We start from the raw sequence: 22,969 nt of genomic DNA on the forward strand, positions 1-22,969 counted from the left end.
TTTCGTGGGTTCTCAGTCGAACTGTCAGTCGTTCTGGGCGTTGGCGTCGGCCAGCGCGTTGACGCCACCGACGATCTCGCTGATCTCCTGCGTGATGCCGGCCTGGCGAGCCTGGTTGGCGATCCGCGTGTACTTCTTGATGAGCTCCTGGGCGTTGTCCGTCGCCGACTTCATCGCCTTCTGACGGGCGGCGAGCTCGGAGGCGGCCGCCTGGAGCAGCGCGTACCAGATGCGGCTCTGGACGTACTGCGGGAGCAGCGCGTCGAGCACGGCCTCGCCCGAGGGCTCGAAGTCGTAGAGCGGGAGCACCTCGTCGGGGTCGGGCGCCTCGACGCCCTCGACGACCTCCAGGGGCAGCAGACGCACCGCAGTGGGCTGCTGGACCAGCATCGAGCGGAACCGGGTGTAGACCAGGTGGACCTCGTCGACCGCCGGGAACTCGTCAGCGCCGTCCTCGGCCGCGCCCTCACCGGACAGGAACGCCGAGATCAGGACCTGTCCGATCTCACGCGCGATGTCGTAGGACGGCTGGTCGGAGTGACCGGTCCAGGCCTTGACGACGTCGCGGCCGCGGAACCGGTAGAACGCCTCGCCCTTGCGTCCGGAGACGTAGACGTCGACCTGCTTGCCCTCGGCCCGGAGCTTCTCGACCAGGCCCTCGGCCTCACGCAGCACGCTCGAGGAGTAGGCGCCGGCCAGGCCGCGGTCACTGGTGATCACCAGGACCGCGGCTCGCTCGGCGTGCTCCGGCTCGGTGGTCAGGGCGTGGTCGACGTTGGAGTACGTCGCCACGGCCGAGACCGCCCGGGTCAGCTCCCGTGCGTACGGCGCGGCGGCGTTGGCCCGCTGCTGCGCCTTGATGATCCGGGACGCAGCGATGAGCTCCATGGCGCGCGTGATCTTCTTCATCGACTCCGTCGACTTGATCCGCGCGCGGTACTCACGCAGCGATACGGCCACCGTCAGCCCCGCTTCTGCTTGACGATCTGCTCCTGCTCGACGTCCGCGTCCTCGAGAGCGTCGGTCTTCTCGGAGCCGGCCTTGATCGAGCCGCCGTCGGAGGTCTCGAACTGGCCCAGGAAGTCGTCGTACGCCGACGAGAGCTCGCTCTCGGTGGAGTCCTCGAACTTCAGCGTCTCACGGATGCCGTCCAGGATGCCCGCCTTGGAACGCTTGACGTAGTCGATGAACTCCTGCTCGAACCGGATGACGTCGGCGACGGGCAGCTTGTCGAGACGGCCGCTGGTGCCCAGCCACAGCGAGACGGTCATGTCCTCGACCGGGTAGGGCGAGTAGGCCGGCTGCTTGAGCAGCGCCATCAGCCGCTGGCCGCGGGCCAGCTGCTGCTTGGAGGCCGCGTCGAGGTCGGAGGCGAACATCGCGAAGGCCTCCATGGCGCGGAACTGCGCGAGGTCGACCTTCAGCGAACCGGTCACGGCCTTCATCGCCTTGGTCATCGCCGCACCGCCGACCCGCGACACCGAGACACCCACGTCGATGGCGGGGCGCTGGTTGGCCGCGAACAGGTCGGACTGCAGGAAGATCTGGCCGTCGGTGATCGAGATGACGTTGGTCGGGATGAACGCCGAGACGTCGTTGGCCTTCGTCTCGATGATCGGCAGACCCGTCATCGAGCCGGCGCCCAGCTCGTCGGAGAGCTTCGCGCAGCGCTCGAGGAGGCGGCTGTGCAGGTAGAAGACGTCACCCGGGTAGGCCTCGCGGCCCGGCGGACGGCGCAGCAGCAGCGACACCGCGCGGTAGGCCTCGGCCTGCTTGGTCAGGTCGTCGAAGACGATCAGGACGTGCTTGCCGTCGTACATCCAGTGCTGACCGATGGCCGAGCCGGTGTAGGGCGCGAGGTACTTGAAGCCGGCGCTGTCCGACGCGGGGGCCGCCACGATGGTGGTGTACTCCAGCGCGCCGGCCGCCTCGAGGGCACCGCGCACGGAGGCGATGGTGGAGCCCTTCTGGCCGATGGCGACGTAGATGCAGCGGACCTGCTTCGCCGGGTCGCCGGTCTCCCAGTTCTGCTTCTGGTTGATGATCGTGTCGATCGCGACGGTGGTCTTGCCCGTGGCACGGTCGCCGATGATCAGCTGACGCTGGCCACGGCCGATCGGGGTCATCGCGTCGATCGCCTTGATGCCGGTGGCGAGCGGCTCGTGGACCGACTTGCGGGCCATGACGCCGGGTGCCTGCAGCTCGAGGGCGCGGCGGCCGGTGCTGACGACCTCGCCGAGGCCGTCGATCGGGGTTCCGAGCGGGTCCACGACGCGGCCGAGGTAGCCGTCGCCGACCGGGACCGAGAGGACCTCGCCCGTGCGGCGGACCGTCTGGCCCTCCTCGATCTTGTCGAAGTCACCGAGGACGACGACGCCGATCTCGCGGGTGTCGAGGTTCAGGGCGAGACCGAGGGTGCCGTCCTCGAACTCGAGCAGCTCGTTCGCCATGGCCGAGGGCAGACCACTGACGCGCGCGATGCCGTCAGCGGTCTGAGCGACGGTGCCGACCTCCTCGCGGGCGGCGGCGTCCGGCTTGTACTCGGCAACGTACTTGCTGAGCGCGTCGCGGATCTCCTCCGGACGGATGGAAAGCTCCGTCATCTCCTGATGCCTTCTCTCTCGAATCTTCGTTGTACGTCGTGGGGTCGGCCGCGCCGGCTCAGCCGGCGAGGGTCCGACGGGCGTCGTCCAGCCGGCTGGCGATGGTGCCGTCGATGACATCGTCGCCGATCTCGACCTTGATGCCACCCAGCACGTCGGGATCGACCAGCTGGTTGAGGTGGATCGCGCGCCCGTAGGCGCGCTGCAGGGCAGCGCCGAGGCGGGTGATCTCGGCGTCGGTGAGCGGCTTCGCGACGCGCACCGTGGCGACGCCCTCGCTGACCACCTCGGCCGCCACCTTCTGGTACTCGGCCAGGGCGGCCGAGACGGTCCGGTAGGTGCCGGCCAGCGACTGCTTGACCAGGGTCACCGTCGCCGGGAGTGCCTTGCCGGCCAGCAGCGAGTCGACCAGGGCCGCCTTGTCGTCGACCGACCGGGCGGGGTCGGACAGGGCGTCGCGCAGCGTGGGGTTCTCCTGCACGGTCTGGCCGAACGAGAACAGCTCGTCGGAGAGCCGCTCGACGTCCTGCCCGGTCGAGCGCACCGTCGCCACCTCGCTGAGGTGCTCGAGCGCGTCGGGCAGGTCGCGGCTCGACGTCCAGCGCCGGCCGACGGCAGACGCGATCACCGTGAGCGCGCCGTCGTCGACCTTGCCGGAGAAGACCTCGCGCACGATCCCCTGCTTGGCCTCCGTCGGCACCGACACGTCGGTGACGAACCGACGCAGCGCCGGCTCCGAACGCAGCGACCGCGAGACCGTGAACAGGCTGTCCGCGAGGGCGCTCGCCGCCTCACCCGAACCGGTCTGGCCGACCAGCTCGTCGGTGAGGGCGGCGACCGCCTCTGCCGAACCACCACGGAAGTCCATCAGTTGGCACCTGCCCCGGAACCGGTCTCGAGGTCGGCGAGGAAGCGCTCCACGACACGGCTCTGACGAGCGTCGTCGTCGAGGCTCTCGCCCACGATCCGACCGGCCAGGCTGGTGGCCAGGCCACCGACCTCGGCTCGCAGCGAGGTGACCGCCTGCTGGCGCTCGGCCTCGATCTGCGCCTTGCCGTGCTCGACGATGCGAGAGGCCTCGGACTGGGCCTGCTCCCGCATCTCGGCGACGATCTGGGCGCCCTGCTCGCGCGCCTCCTCGCGGATGCGCGCCGCCTCGTGACGCGCGTCGGCGAGCTGGGCCTCCAGCTCGGCGAGCTTCGCGTCGGCCTCGGCCTGCTTGCTCTCGGCAGCGGCGAGGCCGCCCTCGATCGCCGTGGTGCGCTCGTGGTAGGTCTGCTCGAACCGCGGCGTGACGAACTTCCCGATGAGGAAGAGCAGGATGCCGAAGACCACGAGGGCAAGGACGAACTCCACCCACACGAAGCCGAGGGGGTTCTCCTCGTGCTCCGCTGCGGCGACGATCAACATTGACTTCATCTACCTGACCTTGTCTTCAAGTGATGGACCGAGGGCTGGTGCCCGAGGCGGATCAGGTGTTGGACGCCTTGAGGACGAACGCCAGGGCGATGCCGATGATGGCGAGCGCCTCGGCGAGGGCGAAGCCGAGGATCGCGATCGACTGGAGTCGGCTCTGCGCCTCCGGCTGACGGGCCACGCCGGAGATGTAGGCCGCGAAGATCAGGCCGATGCCGATGCCCGGGCCGATAGCAGCCAGGCCGTAGCCGACCATGTTCAGGGAGCCACCCATGACTCTTCCTTTCGGTTGTTTTCACTTCAGGTGATGCGGTTGGTGTACAGCTGTGCTGGATCCCCGGGGCGTCCCCGGCGACCACTCAGTGCTCGTCGGCGAGCGCACCCTGGAGGTACATCGCGTTGAGCAGGGTGAAGACGTAGGCCTGCAGGAACTGGACCAGGATCTCGAGGAAGCCGATCGCGATCGAGAGCACCCACGCGACCGGGCCCGCGGCGTACCCGATGCCGCCCACGTGCTGGATGAGGTAGAGCCCACCCGTCGCGAAGAGCAGCAGCAGGATGTGGCCGGCGAACATGTTCGCGAACAGACGCAGGGCCAGCGTGACCGGGCGGACGAGGATGTTGGAGAAGAACTCCAGCGGGACCAGCAGCGGCAGCATGAACGCCTGCACACCCGACGGGACCGTCTGCAGCTTGAGGTAGCCCACGAGGCCGTGCCGCTTGATGCCGACCGCGTTGTAGAGGACCCACGACATGGCCGCCAGCGCGTAGGCCATCGAGGCCCGCGCGAAGGTCGGGAACTGGAGGAACGGGATGGACCCGAAGAGGTTGTTGACCAGGACGAAGAAGAACAGCGTCACCAGGTAGGGGACGAACTTCCTGAAGTCGTGGCCGCCGATGATGTCGCGGGCGATGCTGTTGCGCACCATGCCGTAGGCACTCTCGCCGGCGTACTGCAGCCGGCCCGGGACGATCGTCGCCCGGCGGATGGCGAGGTAGAAGAAGGCGAAGACGAGGGCCGCCGCGAGGACGAGCAGGACCATCGGCTTCGTGACACCGCTGTCGAAGAAGCCGGGCAGGTCGAAGTTCGACGGGCCGGGAGCCTCGAACTCATCGGCCTTGACCACCATCGCGAGGGGGTTCACTCTGCCTCCTGCACTCTCTTCTTCAGGTACAACTCGTCACGCTTACGTCTTCGGGTCGCGATCGCTGTCCGGGTCATCGTCGGCGTCGCGCAGCGCCGACCAGGTCATGTAGATCCCGAGCGCCGCCCCGACGATGATCCCGACCGCGACCAGGAAGTCCGTCCCCAGCCAGCGGTCCAGTCCCCAGCCGACCGCACCGTAGAACGCCACGCCTGCCACGAGGTAGCCGAAGGAGCGCCATGGGTCCCTGCGCGGGGAGTCGTCGGGTGCCATCGCGCCCCGGACAATAGCAGCCGTGGAGGGTCATCGCGCACTCGGCCTGACCGCGCCGGAAAGCGCATCGGGACCCGATGTTCCCTCCCCCGGAAGAGCCACGTCGTAGGCGGCGATCCGGCGGCGCGTGGAGAGCAGCAGATGGGCGAGCGACCAGGTCAGCGTCACCGCGATCAGGGCCACCGCGGCCCAGAGCGTGACGGTGTCGTCGGCACTCTCGGAGACCACCGCCATCACCATGGTGAGGACCACGACCTGGAGGGCGTAGGTCAGCAGCGCGATCATGAGCGAGACCGACGGCATCACCCGTGCGATGACGTTGATGCAGAGCGCTCCACCGGCGAGCACGACGGCCGTGGTCACGGCGCCGGTCAGGCCGCCGGCCAGCGCCGGGCGGCCGTCGACGACGAGCCCCACCAGGGCCACCGCCGCGCCGATCGCCAGGGCCCACGAGGCCGCACCGAGAAGCGTGCCGGCGCCGGTGGCGACCCGGACCTGCTTCGACTCGGTCGTCATCTCGGCGGCCGTTCTGTGGAGGGGACTGACGGTGGCGATCCAGCTGGCTCCCGGGAACGCCCGGGGCATCCCGAAACCCTATCCGGATCGCTCGTGAAAGTTATCACAAGCGTTCGAGGCGATGGAAATTGAACGATCCAGCCGCTTGCTCAGACCGGGTCGACCTGGCGCAGCTTCGGCAGCAGGAAGGTCAGCCCGAGCGTGATGAGGAGGCCGGCGCCCAGCGTCCCCCACATCCACGGCCCGGAGTAGAGGCTGGCGAAGGACGAGCCGAACGCGATCAGCCCGGCCCACAGCCACATGATGAGGACGGCGCGCCGTTGGGAGTGGCCGATCTCGAGCAGCCGGTGGTGCAGGTGCTGCTTGTCCGGCGCGAACGGGGAGCGACCGGCCCTGGTCCGGCGTACGACGGCCATGACCAGGTCGGCGATCGGCACCAGCAGCAGGGTGAGCGGCAGCAGGATCGGGAGGAACGTCGGCAGCAGGCTCGAGGCCGTGCCGCGCACGCCCTGGCTGAGCTGGCCGGGCTGGAACTGTCCCGAGAGGCTCACCGCACTGGCCGACAGGACGAGCCCGAGGAGCATCGACCCGCTGTCGCCCATGAAGAGGCGGGCCGGGTTCCAGTTGTGCACCAGGAAGCCGACGCAGGCGCCGGCCAGCGCGACGCTGAGCAGCGCGGCGGTGGTGGCGCGATCGACCTGGTTGATGCGGGTGATGCCGTAGCAGAACGCGAAGAAGGCGAGGGCGCCGATCCCGACCACCCCGGCGGCGAGGCCGTCGAGGCCGTCGATGAAGTTCACCGCGTTGACGGTCGCGACGACCATGATCCCGGTGAGCAGGGCGCCCTGGCTCGGGTCGAGCAGGAAGTAGGTGTTGCCGCCGGTCGGGATGAACCAGTACTGGATGCTGAACGCGATCAGGAATCCGGTGGCGAGGACCTGGCCGCCGAACTTGGTCAGGGCGTCGAGCTCGAAGATGTCGTCGAGCACGCCGACCATGCAGATGATCGCCCCGGCGATGAGGACGACGCCGGCGTCACGCAGCACGAAGGGCGAGGCGTCGGCGAGGAACGGCATCTGTCGGGCGACGAGGTAGGCGGCGCCGAGGCCGCCGAGCATGGCGAGCCCGCCCATGTAGGGGATCGGCTCGTCGTGCACGTCCCGGTCGCGCACCCGCGCCACGGCTCCGGTGCGCAGCGCGATCTCGCGCGCCACCACCGTCAGCAGGTAGGTGACGGCCGCCGCGACGAGGAAGAGCAGGAGGTAGGCGCGCAACGCTCGTCCTCAGTCGCCCGGGGGAAGGCTGACGCCGAACGGCGCGAGCACCTCGTCGAGGCGCTCCACACCGATCGCGCCGAGGCGCAGCAACCGCGGCGTCTCGCCGGTGGCGTCGACGATGGTCGAGGGGTCTGCGGCAGGGGTCGGGCCCGCGTCGACGACGACCGACACGGCGTGGCCGAGCATCGCCTCGGCGGTGGCCGCATCCGTCGCCGCGGGCAGGCCGGTCCGGTTGGCCGAGCTGACGGCCAGCGGGCCGGTGCGCTCGAGGACGGCGATCGCGACGGCGTGGTCGGGCACCCGCACCGCGACGGTCCCGCGGGTCTCGCCGAGGTCCCAGCGCAGCGAGGTCTGCTGGTGGCAGACGAGCGTGAGCGCACCCGGCCAGAACGCCTCGGTCAGCGCCCGGGCCCAGTCGGGCACCTTGACGGCGAGGGCGTCGAGCGTCGCCGCGGACGCGACGAGCACCGGGGGCGGCATCTCGCGACCGCGGCCCTTGGCCTCGAGGAGCGCCTTGACCGCCGCCGGGTCGAACGCGTCGGCGCCGATGCCGTAGACCGTGTCGGTGGGCAGCACGACCAGCTCACCGCGGGTGATGGCGCGCGCCGCCGCGTCGACGGCGGCGTCCAGGTCCTGCTGGAAGACGGCGGGATAGCGCTCAGCCATCGGCACGGCTCGCTTCGCTGACGGTCATGGACCTCATCGTGCCAGCCTCGCGGTCGTGAAGCGGGCCCGGCCCGCCAGGTCGACATGGTCGCGTACGTCGGCCCAGCGGCCGGTCGCCGCGAAGACCGCCGGCGCCCCACCGCCGAGGCCGTCCGGGCCCTGCTCGTCGGCATGCTCCGCGCCGACCACTCCCCCGGGCCGCAGCAGGAGCGCGGCCCGTTCCTCGAGCACCCGCATCGCGTCGAGCCCGTCCTGCCCGGAGAACAGCGCCAGGTGCGGGTCGTGGTCGCGGGCCTCGGCCGCGACCGACTCCCACGCCTCGAGCGGGATGTAGGGCGGGTTGCACACGACGACGTCGACGCCGGCGGCCAGGTCGTCGAAGGCGGTGGCCATGTCGCCGTGCCGCAGGTCGACGCCCAGGCCCGCGAGGTTGCGGGTCGCCCAGGCGTGGGCGGCCTCGTCGAGCTCGACCGCGTGCACCAGGGCGCCCGGGACCTCGTCGACGATGCTCCGGGCGATCGCACCCGAGCCGGTGCACAGGTCGACCACGACCGGCTCACGGCCCTCCTCGCCGGCCACCCGGACGGCCTGCTCGATCGCCCAGCCGGCCAGCAGCTCGGTCTCCGGCCGAGGCACGAAGACCCCCGGGCCGACGCCGAGCTCGACGTGGCGGAAGTGGGCGACGCCGGTGAGGTGCTGGAGCGGCTCGCGGGCGGCGCGGCGGCCGACGAGCGCGAGGTAGGCGTCGGCCTGCTCGTCGGTGATGTGGTCGACGAGCACGAGTGCACCGCGGGAGACGCCGAGCACGTGGGCGAGCAGCTCCGCGGCGTCGTACTCGGGGCTGGCGACGCCGCCCTCGCGCAGCAGCACCGTTCCGGTGGCGAGCAGGCCGCGGCGGGTGACGTCGCTCATCGGGCCCTCAGGACTCGAGCGCGGCGAGCCGCGCGGCCAGGTCGGCGTCGACCGCCGACGCCAGCACCGGGCCGAGGTCGCCGTCGAGCACCTGGTCGAGGTTGTAGGCCTTGTAGCCGGTGCGGTGGTCGGAGATCCGGTTCTCCGGGAAGTTGTAGGTGCGGATCCGCTCCGAGCGGTCCACGGTGCGGACCTGGCTGCGCCGCGCGTCGCTGGCCTCGGCGTCGGCCGCCTCCTGGGCGGCCGCCAGCAGGCGGGCGCGCAGGATGCGCAGCGCCTGCTCCTTGTTCTGGAGCTGGCTCTTCTCGTTCTGGCAGCTGACAACGATGCCGGTCGGCAGGTGCGTGATGCGCACCGCCGAGTCGGTCGTGTTGACGCTCTGGCCGCCCGGGCCCGAGCTGCGGAAGACGTCGATGCGCAGGTCGTTCTCGTCGATCGTGACGTCGACCTGCTCCGCCTCCGGCATGACGAGGACGCCCGCGGCGCTGGTGTGGACGCGGCCCTGGCTCTCGGTCACGGGGACGCGCTGGACGCGGTGCACCCCGCCCTCGAACTTGAGCAGCGCGTACGGCGCTTGCCCCGGCTCGGACGTGCTCCCCCCTGACCGGGCCTTCACGGCGACCGTCACGGACTTGTAGCCACCGAGGTCGGACTCGGCGGCGTCGAGGATCTCGGTCCTCCACCCGCGCTGCTCGGCGAAGCGGGTGTACATCCGCAGCAGGTCGCCGGCGAACAGCGCCGACTCCTCGCCGCCCTCGCCGGACTTCACCTCGAGGATGACGTCCTTGTCGTCGGCGGCGTCGCGGGGGACCAGCAGGCGGCGCAGCCGCTCCTCGGCCTCCGCGAGCTGCTCGGCGAGCTGGTCGGCCTCCTCGGCGAAGCCTGGGTCTCCCCCGTCCTCGGTGGCGAGCGAGCGGGCGGCCTCGACGTCGTCGCCCAGCTGCCGCCAGTGCCGGTAGGCGCCGATCACGGCGCTCAGCTCGGCGTACCGCTGGTTGAGCCTCTTGGCCAGGCGGGCGTCGGCGTGCGTCTCCGGCGCCGCGAGCCGGCCCTCGAGCTCCTGGTGCTCCTCGACGAGCCCTTCGACAGCCTCGAACATGCCTCTCCCCTGGTCAGTCACCGACGTTCAGCCCGGAAATGACGAGCGCCGGCCACCCGCACGGATGCGGGGGCCGGCGCTCGGAAGCAGCTACTTCTTGCCGTAGCGCGCCTCGAACCGGGCGACGCGGCCGCCGGTGTCGAGGATCTTCTGCTTGCCGGTGTAGAACGGGTGGCACTGCGAGCAGACGTCGGCGCGGATGATGCCGTCGGTCTTGGTCGAGCGCGTGGTGAACGTCGCGCCGCAGGTGCAGGTGACCTCGGTCGCGACGTAGGTCGGGTGGATGTCAGTCTTCATGGATGTCCTCATCACTAGAGGCCCGGGTCCTCACGCGACACGTGGGGTGAACCGGAGCCGGAACGGATCAATGCTAGACAACGCCGGCCTGCGCCGACGAATTCCCACCGCCGCTCAGACCACCAGGCCGAGCAGCAGGACGAACACCAGCCCGGAGACCGAGAGCACCGTCTCCATCAGCGACCACGTCTTGATCGTCTGGCCGACGCTCATGCCGAAGAACTCCTTGACGAGCCAGAAGCCGGCGTCGTTGACGTGCGAGAAGAACACCGAGCCCGCGCCCACGGCGAGCACGACGAGCGACGTCTCGGCGGTCGACTGTCCCGCGACCAGGCCGACCATGAGCGAGCTGGCGGTGATGGTCGCGACGGTCGCCGAGCCCGTCGCGAGCCGGATCAGGACCGCGAGGATCCACGCGAGGAGCAGGATCGAGATGTCGGCGTCCTTGGCCCAGTCGGCCAGCACGGTGCCGATGCCGCTGTCGACGAGGACCTGCTTGAAGCCGCCGCCGGCGGCCACGATGAGCAGGATGCCCGCGATGGGCGGCAGCGAGGTCTCCAGCGTCTTGGAGAGCCGCGCCCGGTCGAACCCGGCGTTGCGGCCGAGCGTGAACAGCGCGACGAGCACGGCGATCAGCAGGGCGACCAGCGGGGTGCCGAGGACGTCCAGCACCTTCTGCAGGCCCTGCTCCGGGTCGTCGATGACGATGTCGGCCAGCGCCTTCGCGAGCATGAGGACGACGGGGAGCAGGACGCTCGCCAGGGTGATGCCGAAGCCCGGGCGACGCTCGTCGTCGGTCCGGTCGGTCGGGTCGAACGTCGCCGGCGCGACCACGTCGACCCAGGTGCCGGCGAGGCGGCCGAAGAGCGGGCCGGCGACGATGACGGTCGGGACCGCCACCAGGACGCCGAGCGCGAGGGTGACGCCGAGGTCGGCGTGGAGCGAGTCGATCGCGACGAGTGGGCCGGGGTGCGGCGGCACGAGTCCGTGCATGGCGGACAGGCCGGCCAGAGCGGGGATGCCGACAGTGACCACCGAGAGCTGGGAGCGCCGGGAGACCAGGTAGATGACCGGCATCAGCAGCACCAGGCCGATCTCGAAGAACATCGGCAGGCCGATGATCGCGCCGACGAGGGCCATCGCCCACGGCAGCACCCGCGGCGAGGCGTGCCCGACGATGGTGTCGACGATCTGGTCGGCGCCGCCGGAGTCGGCCAGCAGCTTGGCGAACATCGCGCCCAGGGCGATGAGGATGCCGACGCCGGCAGCGGTCGAGCCGAACCCGTTGCTGAAGCTCGTGATCACGTCGGCGACGTTCTGCCCGTCCACGATGCCGACGACGAGGCCGCCCAGGATCAGGGCGAGGAACGGGTGGACCTTGCCGAAGACGATCAGCACGACGATCAGCGCGATGCCGACGAGCGCGCCGACGACGAGTTGCCAGCCGGCCGCGACCGGCTCGACGAGGTCGGTGCCCGCGGCGGAGACCGCGAAGGGCAGAACGGACATCAGGACTCCTCTGGGATGGGATGGGGTCGGGACGCGACCGCTCGGTCGACGTACTCCTGGACGATCTCGTCGACCGACTGGTCGACGTCCACCACGACGCCACGCTCGTCGGCGGCCAGCGGCTCGAGGGTCGCGAACTGGGATGCGAGCAGCGACGGCGGCATGAAGTGCCCGTGTCGCGCGGCCTGGCGAGCGGCGATGACCTCCTGGCTGCCACTGAGGTGGAGGAACTCCACGTCCGGGGCGTGCCGGCGCAGCTGGTCGCGGTAGATCCGCTTCAGCGCCGAGCAGGCGATCGCTCCGCCGGTCGACTCGTGCGCAGCGAGCCACTCCCCGATGGCCTCGAGCCAGGGGAAGCGGTCGTCGTCGTCGAGCGCGATGCCGGCCGCCATCTTGGCGACGTTGGCCTCGGGATGGAGGTCGTCGCCGTCGACGAAGTCGACGTCCAGTCGATCGGCCACGGCGCGGCCGACGGTGGACTTGCCCGATCCGGACACGCCCATCACGACGACCAGCGGGGTCGTGCGGGTCATCGGCATGGTCGGCTCCTTCGCGGACGCCCGGTACCCAACGGGCCGGGACTGTGGTGGCCGCCACAGACAATCATCAATAGTCAGATCATTGCAAGAACCCAAGAGTTATTCGTCTGCCCTTTTCACCGGGCCTGTGGAGTGGGAGCATTCCGGCGTGACCGATCCAGCGCCGCAGCCCGAGCCCTCCGGCGAGCTCCACGGTTCCGTGCTGTCGGCCCTCGGCACGGCCGTCGTCTCGGGCGCCCTGGCGCCCGGGACCGTGCTCACGCTCGAGTGGGTGAGCACGGAGTACGCCGTCTCGCGCAGTGTCGCCCGTGAGGCGGTGCGCGTGCTCGAGTCCATGGGGCTGCTCGCCTCGCGCCGCAGGGTCGGGGTCACCGTGCTGCCCCGGTCGTCCTGGAACGTGTTCGATCCGCGCGTGATCCGCTGGCGGCTGGACAGCACCGACCGCGTCGATCAGCTGCTCTCGCTCTCGGAGCTGCGGCACGGGGTCGAGCCGGTCGCCGCCGCGCTCGCCGCGGCGCGTGCCACGCCCGAGCAGAGCAGGGAGCTGACCATCGCGGTGGCCGACATGGAGGTGCACGGGAGGACGGGCGACCTCGGCCGCTACCTGGTGGCCGATCAGGCCTTCCACCGCACGCTGCTCGAGGCGAGCGGCAACGAGATGCTCGCCTCGCTGGGGAACGTCGTGGCGGAGGTGCTGGGCGGCCGCACCCACCACCGGATGATGCCCGCCCGGCCGAACCCGGAGGCGATCGAGCTCCACGACGCGGTCGCCCGCGCCGTACGCGCCCGCGATGCGGCTGCGGCGGAGCAGGCCATGCGGTCGATCATCGACGAGGCCTCGGCCGCCATGTCGCAGCTGCACTCCTCCCCGTGACGGCCTGACCCGGCCGACCGGGGACCGGGCGGGTCAGCCGGGGCCGGTGCCGTCCGTGCCGTCGTCGGCCGGCCGACCCGGGACGACCAGGCCGGTCTCGTAGGCGAAGATGACCGCCTGGACCCGGCTGGCCAGGCCCAGCTTCGCCAGGAGCCGCCTGACGTGCCCCTTGACGGTGCTCTCCTCGAGGAAGAGCCGAGTCGCGATGCGGGCGTTGCTGTGGCCCGCGGCGATCTCGAGCAGGACGTCGCGCTCGCGCGGGGTGAGCTCGGCGAGCCGGGGGTCGCCGGCGCGGGACGGCGTCCCGGCGACGAACCGGCCCAGCAGCCGCCGGGTGACCTCCGGCGCGATGAGGGCGTCACCGCGGGCCACCGCCTGGACCGCCTCGATGATCCGCTCGGGCGCCGAGTCCTTGACCAGGAACCCGACGGCGCCGCCGCGGAGCGCCTCGACGACGTACTCGTCGAGGTCGAAGGTGGTGACCACGATGACCTCGACGTCGGGGAGGTCGGCCAGCCGGCGGGTCGCCTCGAGCCCGTCCATCCGCGGCATCCGGACGTCCATCAGGACGATGTCGGGGCGGTAGCGCTGCGCCTGGGCCACCGCGTCCAGACCGTCCACCGCCTCGCCGACCACCTCGATGTCCGGCGCGCTCTGCAGGATCAGCCGCAGGCCCTGCCGGGAGATGGCCTGGTCGTCAGCGATGAGGACCCGGACGGTCATCGCGGCTGCTCGGTCGGGAGGGCCGCGGCGACCGACCACCCGCCGCCGGGACGCGGGCCGGCGACGAGCTCGCCTCCGACGAGCGCGAGCCGGGCACGCATGCCCTCGATCCCCCGGCCGGGGACGGCCGCTCCCCCGCGGCCGTCGTCGTCGACGGTGATCTCCAGGACCTCCGCCCGGTAGCCGAGGGTCACGCTGACGGAGCGGGCCCCGGCGTGGCGCACGACGTTGGTGAGGGACTCCTGGAGCACGCGGTAGGCGCACAGCTCGACCGTGTCGGACAGGTCGCGGCGGTCGCCGTCGACGCTCAGCTCGACGGTGATCCCGGCCAGCCGGGTGTTCTCGACCAGCCGCTCCACGTCGGCCAGCCGCGGCAGGGGGCTCAGGCTCGCGGGCTCGGCGGACTCGCTCAGTACGCCGACCGCGCGTCGGGTCTGCCCGAGGGCATCGTGGGCGAGGTCGTGGATGTGGCGCAGGGCGTCGCTCGCGTCGCGGTCGTCGGTCGACCGGCTCGCTCCACCCGCCAGCAGCGAGATCGCGCTGAGGTGGTGGCCGGTGATGTCGTGGACGTCGCGGGCGATCCGGAGCCGCTCCTCGGCGACGGCGCGCGCGACGTCACGGTCGCGCAGCTCCTCGACACGCAGGGCGAGCTCCTGCGCGTCTCGTGCCCGCGCCCGCTCCGACCGCAGCCGCTCGCCGGCCAGCGCCGGCAGGATGCCGACGGCGAAGCCGCCGATCGCGGCGACCGACCACCGGTCCTGGTCGGCGTTCGCGACGGTGAAGGTGCCGAGCACAACGCCGCAGATCACGCCGAGCGTCCCCGTCAGGCGTACGTCGGCCCGGCTGGCCGTGACGCCGATGAGTGCGAGCGCGACCACGAGCGCCGCGGCCATCGGGTAGCCGGCCGCAGCGCCGGCGAGGGTGAGCACCAGTGCCGAGACCGCGGCGAAACGCGGTGCCGTGCGGATCAGCACGGTCGGCAGGCAGGCGACGAAGAGGGCGAGCACCCACGGGGCGTCGACGTCTCGCGGGGTCTCCGGAACCTGGGCGTTGACGAACAGCGTGAGAACCACGCAGGCGACGGCGACGCCCAGTCCCCGCGCGAGGTCGCCGGTCGCCGGCCGGAGCACGGCGGGCGGCCGGAGGGCTGACATGCCTCGAGCCTAGGTGGCCGAGCGGCGGCGCACCTGCTCCGAAAGGAGCACATCGATCGCGCCCTGGGGCGCTCGTGCGGTGCGGTCGGTCCGGGCGACCGTTGACAAACGGCCGCGAACGACGCGTGCCGCTCCCAACCCGTGAGGACCTACCCATGGCCTACCTACTGTCCCGCATCGGCCGCGCCGCGTTCCGCCACCGGCGCCTGGTCGCGCTGATCTGGCTGGTGATCTTCGCCGGCTTCGGCGTCGGCGCGGCGACCATGAGCGGCTCCACCTCCGGGGCCTTCACCATGCCCGGCACCGAGTCGCAGCGAGCCATCGACCTGCTCTCCGACCGTCTTCCGGCCGCCAACGGCGCGTCGGGCCGGATCGTCTTCGCCGCTCCTGAGGGCGAGACGCTGTCCGGCGCGAGCAGAGCCGCCGTCCAGGACGCGGTTGCCCAGATCGCCGCCGTCCCCGGCGTCCAGGAGGCGGGTGACCCGTTCGCTGACGGCCTGGTCTCCCCCGACGGGCGGATCGCCCTCGCCCAGGTCGGCTTCGAGGACACCGGCGAGGAGCTCGACGACGCCACTCGCGTCGCCGTCCACCGGGCCGCCGACACCGCCGAGGACGCCGGCGTGCAGGTCGAGCTCGGAGGTGACGCGGTGGTCGACTCCGACGAGTCGGGACTCACCGAGTTCATCGGCCTCCCGGTGGCGGCGCTGGTGCTGCTGCTGACCTTCGGCAGCCTCATCGCGGCCGGGCTGCCGCTGCTCACGGCGATCGTCGGCGTCGCCACGGGCCTGGCCGGCATCACCGCCGCCACGGCCGTCTTCGACCTCAGCGACGAGGCGCCGACCATCGCGCTCATGCTCGGTCTCGCGGTCGGCATCGACTACGCGGTCTTCATCGTGTCCCGCCACCGCAGCCAGCTGGCGAGTGGCATGCCCCTGGAGGACTCCGCCGCGCGGGCCATCGCGACGGCCGGCACGGCGGTCGTCTTCGCGGGCGCCACGGTCGTGATCGCGCTCGCCGCGCTCAGCGTCGTCGGCATCCCGTTCATCACCGGCATGGGCCTGGCCGCCGCGGCGACGGTGGTGATCGCGGTCGCGGTCGCCCTGACCCTCGTCCCGGCGATGCTCGGCTTCGCGGGGACGAGGATCGCCGGGCGCCGGCGAAGCGGCCCGTCGGCGCAGCAGATCGACGAGGCCTCGAGCGACGCCGGTCGGCGTACCCTCGGCGCCCGATGGGCCCGGCTGGTGACGCGCCACCGCGTGGTCGCCGCGTTGGTCACCACCGTGCTGCTCGGCGCCTGCGCGCTCCCGGTCTTCGGGCTGAGGCTCGGCCTGCCGGACGACTCGACCGCCTCGCCGAGCGCGACGAACCGGCAGGCCTACGACCTGCTCGCCGAGGGCTTCGGGCCCGGCTTCAACGGCCCCCTCACTCTGGTCGTCGCCGGCGGAGCGGGCGATGACGTCGCCGACTCGGCGGCGGCCGTCGCCAGCGGGATCGACGACGTCGACGGCGTCGCCAACGTCGGCAGGCCGGTCCTCAACCCGGCCGGCGACACGGCCGTCATCTCGCTCACGCCCGAGAGCGGTCCCTCGACCGACGCCACGAAGCAGCTCGTCCACGACGTCCGGGACCGTGCCGAGGTGCTCGAGCACGACGTCGACGCCCAGGTTTTGGTGACCGGGCAGACGGCGGTCAACATCGACGTCTCCGAACGGCTCGCCGACGCGCTCATCCCGTTCCTCGCGGTCATCGTCGGGCTCGCGTTCGTGCTGCTGGTGATCGCGTTCCGGTCCATCCTGGTGCCGCTCACGGCCGTCGCCGGATTCCTGCTCTCCATCGGAGCCGCCCTCGGCGCCCTGGTCGGCATCTTCCAGAACGGCTTCGCGGCGGACCTGTTCGGTCTCGAGCCCGCGCCGATCATGTCGCTGCTGCCGATCATCGCGATCGGGATCCTCTTCGGACTCGCGATGGACTACCAGGTGTTCCTCGTCTCGCGCATGCGGGAGGAGCACGTCCACGGGGCTGGCCCGATCCGGTCGGTGACCGAGGGCTTCCGGCACGGCGCCCGGGTCGTCACGGCGGCCGCCCTCATCATGGGCGCCGTCTTCGCCGGTTTCATGCTCGAGAGCGGGCTGATCAAGTCGGTCGGCTTCGCGCTCGCCTTCGGCATCCTGGTCGACGCCTTCGTGGTCAGGATGACGCTGATCCCCGCCGTGATGGCCGTCCTCGGCGAGCGGGCCTGGTGGCTGCCACGCTGGCTCGACCGGTTGCTGCCCCGGGTCGACCTCGAGGGCGCCGCCCTGGACGAGCCGACGCCGGCCGTCGTCGGCGCCGGCGACGCCGGCGACGCCGAGCCGGTGCCGCAGCACTGACCGGTCGCGTCCCGGCCTGCACAGCACGAGACGCCCGCCGCGGGTATATCCCGCGGCGGGCGCCTCGTCGTCCTGCAGCCGGCTCAGCCCTGGTCGGAGCCCGGGGTCGTCTTCTGCACCTGGAGGAGGAACTCGATGTTGCTCTGGGTCTTCTTGAGCCGCTCCAGGAGCAGCTCGAGCGCCTGCTGGCCGTCGAGGGCGGAGAGCAGCTTGCGCAGCTTCCACACGATCGCCAGCTCCTCCTTGCTCATGAGGAGCTCCTCGCGACGCGTGCCCGACTGGACGGCGTCGATGGCCGGGAAGATGCGCTTGTCGGCGAAGTCCCGGCGCAGCCGGATCTCCATGTTGCCGGTCCCCTTGAACTCCTCGAAGATCACCTCGTCCATCTTCGAGCCGGACTCGATGAGCGCCGTCGCCAGGATGGTGAGCGAGCCGCCGTTCTCGATGTTGCGGGCCGCGCCGAAGAACTTCTTCGGCGGGTAGAGCGCCGCGGAGTCCACGCCGCCCGACAGGATCCGACCGCTCGCCGGGGCCGCCAGGTTGTAGGCCCGGCCCAGGCGGGTGATGCCGTCGAGGAGCACGACGACGTCATGCCCGAGCTCGACGAGCCGCTTGGCCCGTTCGATGGCGAGCTCGGCCACGATCGTGTGGTCGCCGGCGGGCCGGTCGAAGGTCGAGGAGATGACCTCGCCCTTGACCGAGCGCTCGAAGTCGGTGACCTCCTCCGGCCGCTCGTCGACCAGGACGACCATCAGGTGGCACTCGGGGTTGTTGGTCGTGATCGAGTTGGCGATCGACTGCATGATCATCGTCTTGCCGGCCTTGGCGGGCGAGACGATGAGGCCGCGCTGGCCCTTGCCGATCGGAGCGGCGATGTCGATGACCCGGCCGATCATGTTGTCGGCGCCCGTCTCCATCCGGAGTCGCTCGTTGGCGTAGAGCGGCGTCAGCTTGGAGAACTCCACCCGGGTCGTCGCCGCCGACGGGTCGGCGCCGTTGACGGTGTCGATGAGCACCATCGGGTTGAACTTCTCCTTGCGCTCCCCCTCGCGGGGCTGGCGCACCTGGCCGGTGATCGCGTCGCCGCGGCGCAGGCCGAGCTTGCGGACCATCGACAGCGAGACATAGACGTCGTCGGGGCCGGGCAGGTAGCCGCTGGTCCTGACGAAGGCGTAGTTGTCGAGCACGTCGAGGATGCCGGCCGCGGGCACCAGCACGTCGTCGTCGCGTACGTCGACCTCCGGCTCGTTGCGCTGGCCGCCCTGCCGCTGCGGGTTGCGCTCGCGGTCGCGGTCACGACCCCGACGGCGGCGGTTCCGACGGCTGCCGCCCTCACCGTCGGCGTCCTGGGCCTGGTTGCCCTGGTGGCCCTGCTCGTCCTGGTCCTGGCCGTGCTGGCTGCGGTCCGGCCGGTCCTGGTTGCGCTGGTCCTGGTTGCGCTGGTCCTGGTTGCGATCTGCCTGGTCGCCCTGGGCCGCCTGGTCGCCCTGGTTGCGCTGGTTGCCGCCCTGGTTGCCGCCCTGGTTGCGCTGGCCCCGCTGCTGGTTGCGGTCCTGCTGCTGGCCCTGCTGCTGACCCTGCTGCTGACCCTGCTGCCGGTCCTGCTCGGCGCGCGACTCCGCCCGGTCCTGGCGGTCGTCCTGCTCGGCCTGGCGCTCGGCCTGGCGTCCACGCCGCTCACCGCGGTCGCGGGTCTCGGCCGGGGGGGCCTCCTCCTGCGGGGCGCGCGCGGTCTCGGGCGCAGGCGTCTGCTCGGCCCGGTCCTCGGCAGCCTTCGCGCCGCGAGCGCGGCGCGGCTTGCGGGTGTCCGCCTTCGGGGCGTCGCCCTCGCTGGAGGTCGAGGCGGTGGAGGCGGAGGCGGCCGCTGAACGGCCGCCGCTCGGCTGGGCGGCCTTGATGGCATCGATGAGCTGGGCCTTCTTCATCGACCCGGCACCGGAGATGCCCATGCCGCTCGCCATGGCCTTGAGGTCCGCGAGCAGCATCGCGTTGAGCCCACCGCGCTTCTTCGGGGCGCTCTCGGCGCCCGCCGCAGTGGGTTCGATGGTTTCCGTCACGTGAGGTCCTTCCCACGTATCACAGCCTGAGCCGGCGTACCGCCGGCGGCTGACCTGGTGTTGAGGCTTCCCTCGTTCATGGAGGTCCCGGTCGGGGCAGGGTTCACTGCGCGGGGTGAGGGAAGAGGGTTTCCGCATCGCGGACCGATCGGTCCTCATGATGCCACGCCGAGCTGTGCGGCGCGGAATGACTGTCACAACACGCCGCCCGCGTGTCTGATTCCGGCCCGGTCACTCGACGCGGGCGCCGTCGAGAGAGACGGCGAGGTGCTGCGCCGACCACCCGGCGGGACAGCGGGCCAGCAGGTCATGGGTCAGGCTCGACCCGTCGCTGTCGGTGAAGGCGAGCACCGTGGGCCCGGCACCCGAGACCACAGCCGCGACGCCATCGGCGCGCAGCGCGTCGACGAGGGCCAACGAGTCGGGCATGGCCGGGCGCCGGTAGTCCTGGTGCAGGTAGTCGCGGGTCGCCCGGTGCAGCTGCTCGGGCTGGCTGGCCAGTGCGGCGACGAGGAGGGCGGTCCGTGCCGCGTCGGCGGCGGCGTCGGCGTGCGGCACCTCGGCCGGCAGCAGGCCGCGCGCGACCTTGGTCTCCACCCCGGTGGGCGGCACGAAGACGACCGCGCCGACACGCGGGTCGACCGAGGCGCTGACCGCCCAGAAGTCGCTCCCCGTCTCGTTGCCGGAGATCACGAACCCGCCGTGGAACGCCGGCGCGACGTTGTCCGGGTGCCCCTCGAGCCGGGCCGTCAGCCGGAAGGCGGCCCCGTCGTCCATGAGCAGCTCGCCACCGGCGACCAGTGCGCGGGCGAGCACCACCCCACCGACGATCGCCGCCGAGGACGAGCCGAGCCCGCGTGCGTGGGGTACGACGTTGCGGCAGCTCAGCCGCAGCCCCGGGGGCTGCTGCCCGAGCAGGTCGAAGGCAGCCCTCATCGAGCGGACGACGAGGTGGCTCTCGTCGCGTGGCACGTCGTCGGCGCCCGCTCCCTCGACCTCGACGACCAGGCCGGACCCGGTCACCTCCGCCTCGAGGGCGTCGCGCAGCTCGAGCGCCAGGCCGAGCGAGTCGTAGCCGGGGCCGAGGTTCGCCGAGGTGGCGGGCACGGTGACCCGCACCGGGCCCGGGACGAACGACGTCATCCGGGTCAGACGAGGCCGGCCGCGGCGGCCGCCGCGTCGATGTCGGCGTCGACGACGACCTGCGGGATATCGCCGAAGAACTCCAGCGCCGTGATCGTGTCCTTGAGGCCGTGCCCGGTGACCGTGATGACAACGCTCTTGCCGGCGTAGGACTCACCGGCCTCGACCTCCGCGAGCAGGCCCGCGACGCCGACGGCCGAGGCGGGCTCGACGAAGACGCCGTCGCGGCGGGCCAGGTCGGCCTGGGCACTGAGGATCTTCTCGTCGGGCAGGGCCGCGAACCGGCCGCCGGACTGCTCCCGGGCCGCCTCGGCGAGCTCCCAGGAGGCCGGGTTGCCGATCCGGATGGCCGTCGCCCTGGTCTCGGGGAACTCCACCGGCCGGCCGAGCACCAGCGGGGCGGCGCCCTCGGCCTGGAACGCGCGCAGCACCGGCTTCCTGGTCGCCTTGCCGGCGTCGGCGTACTGCCGATAGCCGAGCCAGTAGGCCGACATGTTGCCGGCGTTGCCGATGGGCATCAGGTGGTAGTCGGGTGCGTCGCCGAGCCGGTCCACGATCTCGAAGGCGGCCGTCTTCTGGCCCTCGAGCCGGACCGGGTTGACCGAGTTGACCAGCGAGACCGGGTAGTGGTCGGCGAGGCCGCGGGACAGCTTGAGACAGTCGTCGAAGTTGCCGCGGACCTGGATCACCTGCGCCCCGTGGACCAGCGCCTGGGCGAGCTTGCCCGCGGCGATCTTGCCGTCGGGCACGAGCACGATCGGGGTGAGGCCGGCCTTGGCGGCGTAGGCCGCCATCGATGCCGAGGTGTTGCCGGTCGAGGCGCACACGCAGGCCTTGGCCCCCTCGTGCACGGCGACCGAGATGGCGGCGGTCATGCCGCGGTCCTTGAAGGACCCGGTCGGGTTCTGGCCCTCGACCTTCAGCCAGACCTCGCCGTCGGTGAGCCCCGAGAGCCACTCCGAGCGCACGAGCGGGGTGCCGCCCTCGCCGAGCGTGACCGAGGGGGTGCCGGCGGGGATGTCGAGGAGGTCGCGGTACTCCTCGATCACGCCGCGCCACTGGTGGCTCGTCATCACAGCTCTCCCTCTACACGCATGACGCTCGTGACGTCGCGAACGATGTCCATCCCCCGCAGCACCTCGACGGTCGCGGCGAGCTGGGCGTCGGTCGCCTGGTGGCTGACGACGACCAGCTGGGCGTCGGCGTCCCGGCCCTCCTGGCGCACGGTCTGGATCGAGACGTCGTGCTCGGCGAACGCGGTCGCGACCGCAGCGAGCACGCCCGCCTTGTCGGCGACGTCGAGCGACACGTGGTAGCGGGTGATCGTCTCGCCCATCGGCAGCACCTGCCGGTCGGCGTACGCCGACTCGCCGGCGCCCGTGGTGTCCTGGATCCGGTTGCGGGCGACCGTCACGAGATCGCCGAGCACGGCGCTCGCGGTCGGTGCGCCGCCCGCGCCGCGGCCGTAGAACATCAGCTCGCCGGCGGCCTCGGACTCGACGAAGACGGCGTTGAACGCCTCGCGCACGCTCGCCAGCGGATGGCTGCGCGGGATCATCACCGGGTGCACCCGGGCGCTCACCGCCTCGTCTCCCCCGGGAACCGCACGCAGCTCGGCGATCGCCAGCAGCTTCACGACGCTGCCCATCGCCTTCGCGCTGGCGACGTCGGCGGCGGTCACGTCGGAGATGCCCTCGCGGTGCACGTCGTTGGCGGTCACCCGGCTGTGGAAGGCGAGGCTGGCGAGGATGGCGGCCTTCGCGGCGGCGTCGAAACCCTCGACGTCGGCGGTCGGGTCCGCCTCGGCGTACCCCAGCTCCTGCGCCTCGGCCAGCGCCTCGTCGAAGCCGGAGCCGTGGGTGTCCATCTTGTCGAGGATGTAGTTGGTGGTGCCGTTGACGATGCCCATCACCTTGGTGACCCGGTCACCGGCGAGCGACTCCCGCAGCGGACGCAGGATCGGGATGGCACCGGCCACGGCCGCCTCGTAGTAGAGGTCGCGCCCGGCCTTCTCGGCCGCCTCGAACAGGGTGGCGCCGTCCTCGGCGAGCAGCGCCTTGTTGGCCGTCACGACGCTCGCGCCGCTCTCCAGCGCGGCCAGGATCAGGCTGCGCGCGGGCTCGATCCCACCGATCACCTCGACGACCACGTCGACGTCGTCGCGGCGCGCGAGGGCGAGGGCGTCCGTGGTCAGCAGGGCCTGGGGTACGTCGACCTCGCGCGGCGCATCGAGACGGCGCACGGCGACGCCGGCCAGCTCGACGGGTGCGCCGACCCGGGCGGCGAGGTCGCCGGCCTGCTCCGTGAGCAGCCGCACGACCTGGGATCCGACGGAGCCGCAGCCGAGCACCGCCACCTTGAGGGGACGCATGCTGGCAAGGGTATCGGCGGTCGAGG

The 22,969-nt window shown here is 71.7% G+C and carries 23 protein-coding genes; 2 read left to right on the plus strand and 21 right to left on the minus strand.

Annotation, left to right across the window (positions count from 1 at the left end; translation table 11 throughout):
* Positions 1 to 24: 24 nt before the first annotated feature.
* From BM236_RS00725 to BM236_RS00795, 15 genes are all read right to left on the minus strand, one after another.
* On the minus strand, positions 25 to 960 hold the full coding sequence (locus BM236_RS00725; RefSeq protein ID WP_091119081.1) for a F0F1 ATP synthase subunit gamma: 936 nt from the start codon (positions 958 to 960) through the stop codon (positions 25 to 27).
* Positions 961 to 962: 2 nt separating this feature from the next.
* Positions 963 to 2,603 (minus strand): F0F1 ATP synthase subunit alpha, encoded by a 1,641-nt coding sequence (atpA, locus tag BM236_RS00730; RefSeq protein ID WP_091119083.1) that lies wholly within the window; start codon positions 2,601 to 2,603, stop codon positions 963 to 965.
* A gap of 58 nt (positions 2,604 to 2,661) precedes the next feature.
* Complete coding sequence (locus BM236_RS00735) at positions 2,662 to 3,471, minus strand: F0F1 ATP synthase subunit delta (RefSeq protein ID WP_091119086.1); 810 nt, start codon at positions 3,469 to 3,471, stop codon at positions 2,662 to 2,664.
* Positions 3,471 to 4,022, minus strand: a complete 552-nt coding sequence (locus BM236_RS00740) for a F0F1 ATP synthase subunit B (protein WP_091119087.1) — start codon at positions 4,020 to 4,022, stop codon at positions 3,471 to 3,473. Before BM236_RS00740 ends, BM236_RS00735 begins: the two co-directional genes overlap by 1 nt.
* Positions 4,023 to 4,074: 52 nt before the next feature.
* On the minus strand, positions 4,075 to 4,293 hold the full coding sequence (gene atpE, locus BM236_RS00745) for an ATP synthase F0 subunit C (RefSeq protein ID WP_091119089.1): 219 nt from the start codon (positions 4,291 to 4,293) through the stop codon (positions 4,075 to 4,077).
* Between the two features lie 85 nt (positions 4,294 to 4,378).
* On the minus strand, positions 4,379 to 5,164 hold the full coding sequence (gene atpB / locus BM236_RS00750; RefSeq protein ID WP_245750051.1) for a F0F1 ATP synthase subunit A: 786 nt from the start codon (positions 5,162 to 5,164) through the stop codon (positions 4,379 to 4,381).
* A 42-nt stretch (positions 5,165 to 5,206) separates the two neighbouring features.
* Complete coding sequence (locus BM236_RS00755) at positions 5,207 to 5,437, minus strand: hypothetical protein (RefSeq protein WP_091119092.1); 231 nt, start codon at positions 5,435 to 5,437, stop codon at positions 5,207 to 5,209.
* Between the two features lie 30 nt (positions 5,438 to 5,467).
* Positions 5,468 to 6,022 (minus strand): hypothetical protein, encoded by a 555-nt coding sequence (locus BM236_RS00760; RefSeq protein ID WP_091119095.1) that lies wholly within the window; start codon positions 6,020 to 6,022, stop codon positions 5,468 to 5,470.
* 80 nt (positions 6,023 to 6,102) lie between these two features.
* On the minus strand, positions 6,103 to 7,227 hold the full coding sequence (locus BM236_RS00765; protein ID WP_091119098.1) for a glycosyltransferase family 4 protein: 1,125 nt from the start codon (positions 7,225 to 7,227) through the stop codon (positions 6,103 to 6,105).
* Positions 7,228 to 7,236: 9 nt separating this feature from the next.
* Positions 7,237 to 7,896 (minus strand): L-threonylcarbamoyladenylate synthase, encoded by a 660-nt coding sequence (locus tag BM236_RS00770; RefSeq protein ID WP_091119100.1) that lies wholly within the window; start codon positions 7,894 to 7,896, stop codon positions 7,237 to 7,239.
* 33 nt (positions 7,897 to 7,929) lie between these two features.
* On the minus strand, positions 7,930 to 8,808 hold the full coding sequence (gene prmC, locus BM236_RS00775) for a peptide chain release factor N(5)-glutamine methyltransferase (RefSeq protein WP_091119102.1): 879 nt from the start codon (positions 8,806 to 8,808) through the stop codon (positions 7,930 to 7,932).
* Between the two features lie 7 nt (positions 8,809 to 8,815).
* Positions 8,816 to 9,907 (minus strand): peptide chain release factor 1, encoded by a 1,092-nt coding sequence (gene prfA, locus BM236_RS00780; protein WP_091119103.1) that lies wholly within the window; start codon positions 9,905 to 9,907, stop codon positions 8,816 to 8,818.
* A 90-nt stretch (positions 9,908 to 9,997) separates the two neighbouring features.
* The gene (gene rpmE, locus BM236_RS00785; protein ID WP_091119106.1) at positions 9,998 to 10,204 is read right to left on the minus strand and encodes a 50S ribosomal protein L31; all 207 of its coding nucleotides are present in this window, start codon (positions 10,202 to 10,204) and stop codon (positions 9,998 to 10,000) included.
* 114 nt (positions 10,205 to 10,318) lie between these two features.
* Entirely contained in the window at positions 10,319 to 11,713 is a 1,395-nt protein-coding gene (locus tag BM236_RS00790) for a GntP family permease (protein WP_091119107.1), read from the minus strand.
* Positions 11,713 to 12,252, minus strand: coding sequence for a gluconokinase (locus BM236_RS00795; protein ID WP_245750052.1), 540 nt, complete (start codon positions 12,250 to 12,252; stop codon positions 11,713 to 11,715). The genes BM236_RS00790 and BM236_RS00795 overlap by 1 nt, the downstream gene beginning before the upstream one ends.
* Before the next feature lie 148 nt (positions 12,253 to 12,400).
* Between BM236_RS00795 and BM236_RS00800 the strand changes: the two genes are divergently transcribed.
* Entirely contained in the window at positions 12,401 to 13,126 is a 726-nt protein-coding gene (locus BM236_RS00800) for a FadR/GntR family transcriptional regulator (RefSeq protein ID WP_245750053.1), read from the plus strand.
* Positions 13,127 to 13,159: 33 nt separating this feature from the next.
* On the opposite strand, the gene BM236_RS00805 is transcribed toward BM236_RS00800, so the two are convergent.
* Both BM236_RS00805 and BM236_RS00810 read right to left on the minus strand, forming a co-directional pair.
* Entirely contained in the window at positions 13,160 to 13,849 is a 690-nt protein-coding gene (locus BM236_RS00805) for a response regulator (RefSeq protein WP_091119896.1), read from the minus strand.
* On the minus strand, positions 13,846 to 15,003 hold the full coding sequence (locus BM236_RS00810; protein ID WP_091119112.1) for a sensor histidine kinase: 1,158 nt from the start codon (positions 15,001 to 15,003) through the stop codon (positions 13,846 to 13,848). Before BM236_RS00810 ends, BM236_RS00805 begins: the two co-directional genes overlap by 4 nt.
* A 155-nt stretch (positions 15,004 to 15,158) precedes the next feature.
* On the opposite strand from BM236_RS00810, the gene BM236_RS00815 reads away from it, so the two are divergent.
* A complete protein-coding gene (locus BM236_RS00815) occupies positions 15,159 to 17,372 on the plus strand; it encodes an MMPL family transporter (RefSeq protein WP_091119114.1) in 2,214 nt (737 codons plus the stop codon).
* A gap of 83 nt (positions 17,373 to 17,455) precedes the next feature.
* On the opposite strand, the gene rho is transcribed toward BM236_RS00815, so the two are convergent.
* From rho to BM236_RS00835, 4 genes are all read right to left on the minus strand, one after another.
* Positions 17,456 to 19,429, minus strand: coding sequence for a transcription termination factor Rho (gene rho / locus BM236_RS00820; RefSeq protein ID WP_245750054.1), 1,974 nt, complete (start codon positions 19,427 to 19,429; stop codon positions 17,456 to 17,458).
* Positions 19,430 to 19,660: 231 nt separating this feature from the next.
* Positions 19,661 to 20,572 (minus strand): homoserine kinase, encoded by a 912-nt coding sequence (thrB, locus tag BM236_RS00825; protein ID WP_091119119.1) that lies wholly within the window; start codon positions 20,570 to 20,572, stop codon positions 19,661 to 19,663.
* Positions 20,573 to 20,577: 5 nt separating this feature from the next.
* Entirely contained in the window at positions 20,578 to 21,645 is a 1,068-nt protein-coding gene (thrC, locus tag BM236_RS00830; protein ID WP_091119121.1) for a threonine synthase, read from the minus strand.
* Positions 21,645 to 22,943, minus strand: a complete 1,299-nt coding sequence (locus BM236_RS00835) for a homoserine dehydrogenase (RefSeq protein WP_091119123.1) — start codon at positions 22,941 to 22,943, stop codon at positions 21,645 to 21,647. Before BM236_RS00835 ends, thrC begins: the two co-directional genes overlap by 1 nt.
* Between the last annotated feature and the right edge of the window lie 26 nt (positions 22,944 to 22,969).

Origin of the sequence: Nocardioides terrae (genome assembly GCF_900112345.1) — a bacterium.
GTDB lineage: Bacteria > Actinomycetota > Actinomycetes > Propionibacteriales > Nocardioidaceae > Nocardioides > Nocardioides terrae.